This window comes from Cupriavidus sp. HMR-1 (assembly GCF_000319775.1).
Lineage (GTDB): Bacteria > Pseudomonadota > Gammaproteobacteria > Burkholderiales > Burkholderiaceae > Cupriavidus > Cupriavidus metallidurans.
On the sequence record NZ_ANKP01000271.1, the window covers coordinates 1 to 8,351 of the forward strand.

The window sequence follows — 8,351 nt, forward strand, 5'->3', positions numbered from 1 at the left end:
CCCGCCATACGCCGTAGACATCCGCGTAGGCGTTAACGGCCAGCAGATCGAGCGTTGGCTGCCAGCTACCTGACGCAGTCTGGTCTATCCCTTTCTCTACCTCACTCAAGGACTCCTATGCAACGTCTGAATGTGGACGCGCCCGGCATTCCCAGAACCAGTGTGCTGGACGCGGGCCAGGGCAGACCCACAATTCTGATTCACGGCACGTCCTCAAGCGCCGAAATGGGTTGGGCGCAGTTGCTGCCCAGGCTGGCAGCCAAACGGCGCTGCCTTGCGTTCGACATGGTCGGCGCAGGCCAGACCGAAGACCCGGGCGGCCCCATCGCCCTGACCACGCTGGTCCAGCAAGTCCGCGCCGTCGCCGACCTAGCTGGAGACGGCAAGCCACTGGATCTTGTCGGCTATTCGCTGGGTGCCGTGGTCGCCGCGGTCGCGGCCGCTGCAATGCCCGACCGTGTGCGCCGACTGGTCTTGCTAGGTGGCTGGGTGCAAAGCAGCAGAAGCATGTGCGTGCTTTTTGACCTCTGGGCGGAGTTGTCACGAACCGACAAGCACCAGCTCGCGAGACTGCTGCTGGTCAACGGCGTATCGGATGCCTTCTTTCAAGCCAACTCCACTGAAGCAATCCAGACCGCACTGGACCGCATCGCCAACCTGCTTTCTGCCGGAGGCGATCGCCAGGCGGAGCTCGATGCCACGATCGATATTCGCGCCGAGCTACCCAAAATCAGAGCCCAGACCCTGGTGATCGGCATGCAGCAAGATCGTCTGGTGCCGCCCGCGCATTGCCGCGATCTGGCTGCAGGCATTGCAGGCGCGCGTTACGAGCAGATCGACTGCGGCCACCTCGTCACGCTGGAACAGCCCGGTGCCCTGCTCGATCTGGTTGAAAGTCATCTTGATAGTCCGACAGGACATTGCCACGAAGAACGACACGGTGCCGCATGACGTCATCGGCGTTCTTCACGTGAGTGGCCAGGGCCACATACGATATCTCAGGAGACAACCCCATGAATGCCAACATCTTGTCCGGGCGCCAGCCTGCCCGACCCGCAGCCACGGAGCACACAGAGCATTTCGACGTGATCATCGTCGGTGCGGGCATCTCGGGTGTGGGCTCGGCCTATCACATGCGGACACAATGCCCCGGCAAGCGTTTCGTCGTGCTCGAAAGCAAGGACAGCTTCGGGGGCACCTGGCAGACCCACCGCTATCCCGGCGTGCGTTCGGATAGTGACCTCTACACCTTCGGCTACCGCTTCAAGCCATGGATGGGGAAACCCATTGCGACTGCGGAAGAGATCCTCAGCTACATGGGCGAAGTGATCGAAGAAAACGACCTCGCTCGGCACATCCGCTATCGCCATCGCATCGACGCGGCCTCCTGGTCTTCCGCCGAAGGACTTTGGACCCTTGATGCCACACGGCTGGAATCGGGAGAGCACGTACGATTCACCACCAATTTCCTGTGGATGTGCCAGGGATACTATCGCCACGATCAGGGCTACCTGCCCGAGTGGACGGGCATGGACAATTTCAAAGGCCCGTTGATTCACGCGCAGACCTGGCCCGAGGAACTGGACGTCCAGGGCAAGCGTGTGGTTGTCGTCGGCTCGGGCGCTACCGCTGCCACCGTTGTGCCGGGACTGGCCCGGCTGGGTGCCAAGGTCACCATGCTGCAACGCTCGCCCACATACTTCATCTCGGGCCGCAACGCCAACGATCTCGCAAACGAGCTACGCCGGCTCGAGATCGACCCGATGTGGATCCACGCCATCATCCGGAAGAAAGTCCTGATGGATGGCGCCATCTTCGCCCGCCGCTCACGTGAAGAACCAGAGGAGGTGCGCAAGGAACTGCTTGCGGGGGTTCGCGCGCAGCTTGGCGAGGACTTCGAACTCGAACCGCATTTTTCGCCACGCTACCGGCCTTGGCAGCAGCGGGTGGCGTTCATTCCGGATGGCGACATGTTCGCGGAGATTCGCGAGGGCAACGCCAGCGTGGTCACTGACGAGATCGACCGGTTCGTCGAAGACGGCGTCGTACTCAAGTCCAACGAGAAGCTGGACGCCGACATCGTTGTGGCCGCTACGGGCTTTCAGCTCAGTGTGCTGGGCGACATTCCGTTTAGCGTCGACGGCCAACCGCTGGATTTCTCGAAAACCGTGACCTATCGCGGCATGATGTTCACTGGCGTGCCAAACATGGTCTGGGTATTCGGCTACTTCCGCGCCAGCTGGACGCTACGGGTTGACATGGTCGCCGACTTCGTCTGCCGCCTGCTGAAGCACATGGATGCCACGGGAGCAAAGCAAGTCACCCCACAACTCCGTGAAAACGAGAAAGACATGCCTCTATCCGAGTGGATAGACGCCGACAACTTCAACCCCGGCTATCTCATGCGCGACATTCATCTCATGCCCAGGAGCGGCAACACGCGCGAGTGGCAACACACGCAAGACTACTGGGGAGAAAAGGATGAGTTCCCCGAGATTGATCTGACGGATGGGGCATTTCGTTACGACGCGAATCGCCCATCAGGCAATGCCTGAGCCAGGCCGTGGTCGACTGCACCGTGCCGGATGAATGGCACAAAAAAGCCCGCAATTACGCGGGCTTTTTTGTTCTCTGGTGCGACTCGGCTCTGGCCAGTGCCAGAGGCCGAATCACTCCCACTCGATTGTCGCCGGCGGCTTGCCCGAGACGTCGTACACCACCCGGTTCAGGCCGCGAACCTCGTTGATGATGCGGTTCGAGCAGCGGCCCAGCAGCGAGTACGGCAGGTGCGCCCAGTGGGCGGTCATGAAGTCGGTGGTCTGCACCGCGCGCAGCGCTACGACATAGTCGTACGTACGGCCATCGCCCATCACGCCCACGGACTTCACCGGCAGGAACACGGCAAATGCCTGGCTGGTCAGGTCGTACCAGCTCTTGCCCACCTGATTCGCTTCGCACAGACCGGCAGCGGCGTCCTGCTCCGTGGCGATCGTCTTGCGGAGTTCCTCGATGAAGATTGCATCAGCGCGACGCAGCAGGTCGGCATAGTCGCGCTTGACCTCGCCGAGAATCCGCACACCCAGACCCGGACCCGGGAACGGGTGACGGTAGACCATCTCGGGCGGCAGGCCCAATGCCACGCCCAGTTCGCGCACTTCGTCCTTGAACAGGTCGCGCAGCGGCTCCAGCAGCTTCAGGCCCAGCGTTTCCGGCAGGCCACCCACGTTGTGGTGGCTCTTGATCGTCGTCGCCTTCTTGGTCTTGGTACCGCCCGACTCCACCACGTCCGGGTAGATCGTGCCCTGCGCCAGCCACTTGGCGTTGCTCAGCTTCTTCGCTTCGGCCTGGAAGACTTCCACGAACTCGCGGCCAATGATCTTGCGCTTCTGCTCGGGGTCGGTCACGCCGGTCAGATGGCCCAGGAACTGCTCGGAGGCATCGATATGGACAACCTTCGCGTGCAGGCGGCCGGCGAACATGTCCATCACCATCTTGCCTTCGTCCAGGCGCAGCAGGCCGTGATCGACGAACACGCAGGTGAGCTGGTCGCCAATGGCGCGATGGATCAGCGCGGCGGCCACCGACGAATCGACGCCACCGGACAGGCCGAGGATCACCTCTTCATCGCCCACCTGTTCGCGGATCTTCTCGACGGCTTCGGCGATGTGGTCACGCATGACCCAGTCGGCCTTCGTGGCGCAGATCTCCAGCACGAAGCGCTCGATCATCTCGCGGCCCTTCGACGTATGCGTGACTTCCGGGTGGAACTGCACGCCGTAGTAACCGCGCGCCTCGTCGGCCATGCCGGCGATCGGGCAGCTCGGCGTGGAGGCCATCAGCTTGAAGCCGGCCGGCAGTGCCGTGACCTTGTCGCCGTGGCTCATCCAGACCTTCAGCATGCCGTGGCCTTCGTCCGTGACGAAGTCCTCGATGCCCTTGAGCAGGTTCGTGTGACCATGGGCGCGCACTTCCGCGTAACCAAACTCGCGCGAATCGCTCCACTCCACCTTGCCGCCCAGTTGCACGGCCATCGTCTGCATGCCGTAGCAGATGCCGAGCACCGGCACGCCCAGGTCCCACACGGCCTGCGGCGCGCGCAGCTGGTGGTCCTCGTAGGTGCTGGCGTGGCTGCCGGACAGGATGACGCCCTTCGGCGCGAACTCGCGCACAAACTCGTCGGTGACGTCGTTCGGATGGATTTCGCAGTAGACGTGCGCTTCGCGAACGCGGCGGGCAATGAGCTGTGTGACTTGCGAGCCGAAGTCAAGAATGAGGATTTTGTCGTGCATGATTGGCAGTTGGCAGTGCTTCCGGATCGGGTTCGGGCATCACCTCGGTGCCCGGACCATAGCCAGGCGGTGGCGTGATACCCGGCTCGCGCCGGTATTCGGGAGATGCAGGGGATCCATTCGGGCGCGCCGTGCGGGGCACGCCGGGTTCGTTGTTCGGGGAGTCGCCATTGGCCGCGCCAGGTTCGCGCTCGGCCGTAGCCAGTTCGGCCTGTTGCCGCTCACGCAGCCGCACCTTCTTGGCCGCGGGGATCTGCACGATGGCAAAAAAGATCAGTACGGCTGCCAGCGTTAGCAACCAGACCTTGCCCACGCCTTGTACGGGAATGTCGAGAAACAGCGTCCATACGGTCACCAGCAGCGCGCTGACCAGATTCACATAGCCCGTGGTCCGCGCCACGGCGACGGTCAACTGGCCGTTGATGGTGGCCTGGAACAGCAGCCAGGACAGTCCGATCGTCGCCACGCCAAGCAATTGCCCGAAGAGGGCCGGCTGGGGCTGCGGCAATTGCAGCGCGGCATACAGCGTGGTGAACGGTGACGCCAGCAGCAGGATGCCAAGCAGCAAGTCCAGCAAGGCGTCGAAGAACAGCACGGCTCGCAGCAATACCTTCATGAGCGCTCCTTTTTTGCAGCGCGGCCGCGCGGCCCCGTCAGCATCGACGAAACCAGCGCGGCCGTGGTGGGAGGCACCAGATCGAAATCAATCGATATGGTAGTTCGGCGCTTCCTTGGTGATCTGCACATCGTGGACATGCGACTCGCGCATCCCCGCGGCGGTGATCTGCACGAACTCGGCGGTTTCGTGCCATTGGGCGATCGAGCTTGCGCCACAGTAGCCCATCGACGCGCGAATGCCACCGGTCAACTGGTGGATGATCGCCTGCACCGAGCCCTTGTAAGGTACGCGGCCTTCGATGCCTTCAGGCACGAGCTTGTCGACGTTGGCCGTGTTGTCTTCCTGGAAGTAGCGGTCAGCGGCACCGTCCTTCATCGCGCCGACCGAACCCATGCCACGGTAGCTCTTGAACGAACGACCCTGATACAGGAACACTTCACCCGGCGCTTCCTCGGTACCCGAGAACATGCCACCCATCATCACGGTGTGGGCGCCAGCGGCCAGTGCCTTGGCAACGTCACCCGAATAGCGCACGCCGCCATCGGCGATCAGCGGCACGTCCGTGCCCTTGAGCGCTTCGGCCACGTTCGACACGGCGGTGATCTGCGGCACGCCTACGCCAGCAACGATACGCGTCGTGCAGATCGAGCCCGGGCCGATACCGACCTTGACGCCATCTGCGCCATGTTCGACGAGTGCCAGCGCTGCCGCGCCAGTGGCGATGTTGCCACCCACGACCTGCACTTGCGGGAAGTTCTGCTTGACCCAGCGCACGCGGTCCAGCACGCCCTGGCTATGGCCGTGCGCGGTATCGACCACGATCACGTCCACACCGGCCTTGACCAGCAACTCCACACGCTCGTCGTTGTCCGGACCCACGCCCACTGCCGCGCCTACGCGCAGTTGGCCGTGTGCATCCTTATTGGCCAGCGGGTTTTCCACGGCCTTCTGGATATCCTTCACGGTAATCAGGCCGCGCAGTTCGAACGCGCCGTTGATTACGAGCACACGCTCCAGACGATGGCGGTTCATCAGGCGCTTGGCTTCTTCCAGCGGAGCGCCTTCGGCGACGGTTACGAGCTTTTCTCGCGGCGTCATCTTCGCGCGCACCGGGGCGTCGAGTTCTTCCTCGAAGCGCAAGTCGCGGTTGGTGATGATGCCGACTACGGTCTTGCCTTCCAGCACCGGGAAGCCCGAAATGCCATGCTGCTGCGACAAGGCGATCACATCGCGCACCTTCATTTCCGGAGAAATGGTGATCGGATCACGCAGCACGCCCGATTCGTAGCGCTTCACACGCTGCACTTCGCGCGCCTGGTCGGCTGGCTTCAGGTTCTTGTGGACGATGCCGATACCACCGGCCTGTGCCATGGAAATGGCAAGGCGAGCTTCCGTCACGGTATCCATGGCGGCGGAAACCAGCGGAATGTTCAAATCGATGGAACGGGTCAGGCGGGTGCGGAGGGAAACATCCCGGGGCAGGACGGCCGAATAGGCCGGGACGAGCAGCACATCATCGAATGTGAGTGCTTTCTGGACAAGACGCATAGCGAATCCTCTAGGCGCAAAAGCAGATTATACAGGAATGCAGGATTTGCTGATGCGTTATCGCATGGCGTTTGCTAATCTCGGCCTCCTTTTTAGACGCCCCTTCGGGGCCAAGCGGGAAGACCATGGGAATCGGGGTGTTGTGCGGACTGTTGGCGGGAGCATTCTGGGGCATGGTGTTCATCGCGCCCAAGCTGCTGCCGGTGTTCTCCCCCTGGGAACTCGCGATCGGCCGGTACCTCGCCTACGGTCTGGTGGCCTGCGTCGCGGCGCTGCCCCTGATGGGCCGCATCGCCCGCAAACTGACCCGCGCCGACTGCGTCGCCCTGCTGCGCCAGGCATTCACCGGCAACCTGCTCTATTACGTGCTGCTGGCCTTCGGCGTGCAGTTGGCGGGCGTCGGACCGACCTCGCTGATCATCGGCATCCTGCCGATTTCGGTCACGCTGATGGGCCGGCGCGACCATGGCGCCGTGCAACTGCGCCGGCTGGTGCTGCCACTGCTCGTGGTGGCAGCCGGGATCGCCTGCATCAACATTGATCTTTTCGCCGGGGGCGGCAGCGCGCACGGCGCCACAATCGGCGCAGCGGCGCGCCCCGTCTGGCAGAAAATCGCCGGTGTGATCTGCGCGGCCGGCGCTCTGGTCTGCTGGACGCTTTATGCCGTCGACAATGCTCGCTACCTTCAGCGCAACCCGCACTACAGCGGCAACGAATGGTCCGCGCTCTACGGCTTGTCGACCGGGCTGGTATCGGCGGTTCTCGCCGCAATCGGCTGGGCGATGTTTGGCGACACCCTGACCGCCCCCGACAGCGGCCGCGACTGGCAGTTGTTCTGGATGGTCAATGCGGCCGTGGCGCTCGGAGCGTCGCTAATTGGCAACAACCTCTGGAACATTTCAAGCCGTCGTTTGCCACTGACGCTGTCCGGTCAGATGATCGTTTTCGAGACGCTCTTCGCGCTGGCATACGGGTTTGTATTCGATCATCGCTGGCCGCGGCCCCTCGAGATGGCCGCGATCATGCTGTTGATGGCAGGCGTGGCGTGGTCCGTGCGCTTGCACGCGACCGACAAGTCTCAGTAGACTAACGAGCCATGACGCACGGGTCACATCACTGTCAACCCTACTGGCGTCTGATGCCCATCTGCAACCCGCTCGACCTGTTGACGCCTTCGCCATGAACCGATCGTCCGTGCTGTACCTGCTGATTGCTGCAAGCCTTGCCGTCCCCGGCACCGCATTCTCCCAATGGCAATGGAAGGACACCAACGGTCGCACGGTCTACAGCGACACGCCGCCACCGCCGTCCGTGCCGGACCGCGCCATCATCATGGCGCCGGGCCGCGCGCCGGGCATGTATCACGCAGTGGAAGCCGATGCCCCGCCCAAAGGCGACGCACCGGCAAAGGCCGACGCTCCGCGTATGCAACCCACCAGCGTCAAGGCAGGCGGCGCCAAGCCGAAGGACGCGGACACCGAGTTCCAGGAGCGACGTGACGCGCGCTTGAAGGCGGATCTCGAAGCCGCCACCAAGGAGCGAGAGCAACTGGCCAGGCAACAGAATTGCCAGGAATTGCGCAACTACGCGGCGGGGCTGAATCAAGGGATGCGCGCCGCGAAGGCGGGTCCCGATGGCGTGCCGGTGCGTCTAAACGACGACGAGCGTGCCGCGGAGATTGCGCGCACCAACGACGCGCTGCAGCAGTGCAATAGCTGACAGGGCGCAAAGCGACCCGCACGCCACTCATCTGCCGCTCATCCGCCACTCATCCGCCACTTAACAAGCCACTTAGAGGCGCTATCAAAATGAAGCGAAGCGGTTCTGGCTAGGCGCGCGGCCGCAGACAGTACAAGTGGTACGGCAAGGCCGCGCAACGACGCCAGAATCATTTT

General features: G+C 63.0%; 7 protein-coding genes. 4 read left to right on the top strand and 3 right to left on the bottom strand.

What is annotated here, in order from left to right:
* Positions 1-117 precede the first annotated feature (117 nt).
* Both D769_RS29375 and D769_RS29380 read left to right on the top strand, forming a co-directional pair.
* On the top strand, positions 118-951 hold the full coding sequence (locus D769_RS29375; RefSeq protein ID WP_008652218.1) for an alpha/beta fold hydrolase: 834 nt from the start codon (positions 118-120) through the stop codon (positions 949-951).
* Between the two features lie 62 nt (positions 952-1,013).
* Entirely contained in the window at positions 1,014-2,555 is a 1,542-nt protein-coding gene (locus D769_RS29380; RefSeq protein ID WP_008652219.1) for an NAD(P)/FAD-dependent oxidoreductase, read from the top strand.
* 114 nt (positions 2,556-2,669) lie between these two features.
* Here the strand turns inward: D769_RS29380 and guaA are convergent, their stop codons facing one another.
* The 3 genes from guaA to guaB all read right to left on the bottom strand — a co-directional run bounded on the left by guaA (position 2,670) and on the right by guaB (position 6,456).
* On the bottom strand, positions 2,670-4,289 hold the full coding sequence (gene guaA, locus D769_RS29385; RefSeq protein WP_008652220.1) for a glutamine-hydrolyzing GMP synthase: 1,620 nt from the start codon (positions 4,287-4,289) through the stop codon (positions 2,670-2,672).
* Entirely contained in the window at positions 4,264-4,905 is a 642-nt protein-coding gene (locus D769_RS29390; RefSeq protein WP_008652222.1) for a hypothetical protein, read from the bottom strand. Before D769_RS29390 ends, guaA begins: the two co-directional genes overlap by 26 nt.
* Before the next feature lie 87 nt (positions 4,906-4,992).
* On the bottom strand, positions 4,993-6,456 hold the full coding sequence (gene guaB / locus D769_RS29395; protein ID WP_008652223.1) for an IMP dehydrogenase: 1,464 nt from the start codon (positions 6,454-6,456) through the stop codon (positions 4,993-4,995).
* Between the two features lie 125 nt (positions 6,457-6,581).
* Between guaB and D769_RS29400 the strand changes: the two genes are divergently transcribed.
* Positions 6,582-7,541: a DMT family transporter gene (locus D769_RS29400; protein ID WP_008652224.1), complete on the top strand. Its 960-nt coding sequence runs from the start codon at positions 6,582-6,584 to the stop codon at positions 7,539-7,541.
* Positions 7,542-7,635: 94 nt separating this feature from the next.
* Positions 7,636-8,175 (top strand): DUF4124 domain-containing protein, encoded by a 540-nt coding sequence (locus tag D769_RS29405; RefSeq protein ID WP_008652225.1) that lies wholly within the window; start codon positions 7,636-7,638, stop codon positions 8,173-8,175.
* Positions 8,176-8,351 lie beyond the last annotated feature (176 nt).

What these genes read in the sequence shown, in the direction of transcription:
- D769_RS29375 (WP_008652218.1), top strand. Translation starts at nt 118, where the DNA reads ATGCAACGTCTGAATGTGGACGCGCCCGGCATTCCCAGAACCAGTGTG.
- D769_RS29400 (WP_008652224.1), top strand. Translation starts at nt 6,582, where the DNA reads ATGGGAATCGGGGTGTTGTGCGGACTGTTGGCGGGAGCATTCTGGGGC.
- D769_RS29405 (WP_008652225.1), top strand. Translation starts at nt 7,636, where the DNA reads ATGAACCGATCGTCCGTGCTGTACCTGCTGATTGCTGCAAGCCTTGCC.
- D769_RS29380 (WP_008652219.1), top strand. Translation starts at nt 1,014, where the DNA reads ATGAATGCCAACATCTTGTCCGGGCGCCAGCCTGCCCGACCCGCAGCC.
- guaA (WP_008652220.1), bottom strand. Translation starts at nt 4,289, where the DNA reads ATGCACGACAAAATCCTCATTCTTGACTTCGGCTCGCAAGTCACACAG.
- guaB (WP_008652223.1), bottom strand. Translation starts at nt 6,456, where the DNA reads ATGCGTCTTGTCCAGAAAGCACTCACATTCGATGATGTGCTGCTCGTC.
- D769_RS29390 (WP_008652222.1), bottom strand. Translation starts at nt 4,905, where the DNA reads ATGAAGGTATTGCTGCGAGCCGTGCTGTTCTTCGACGCCTTGCTGGAC.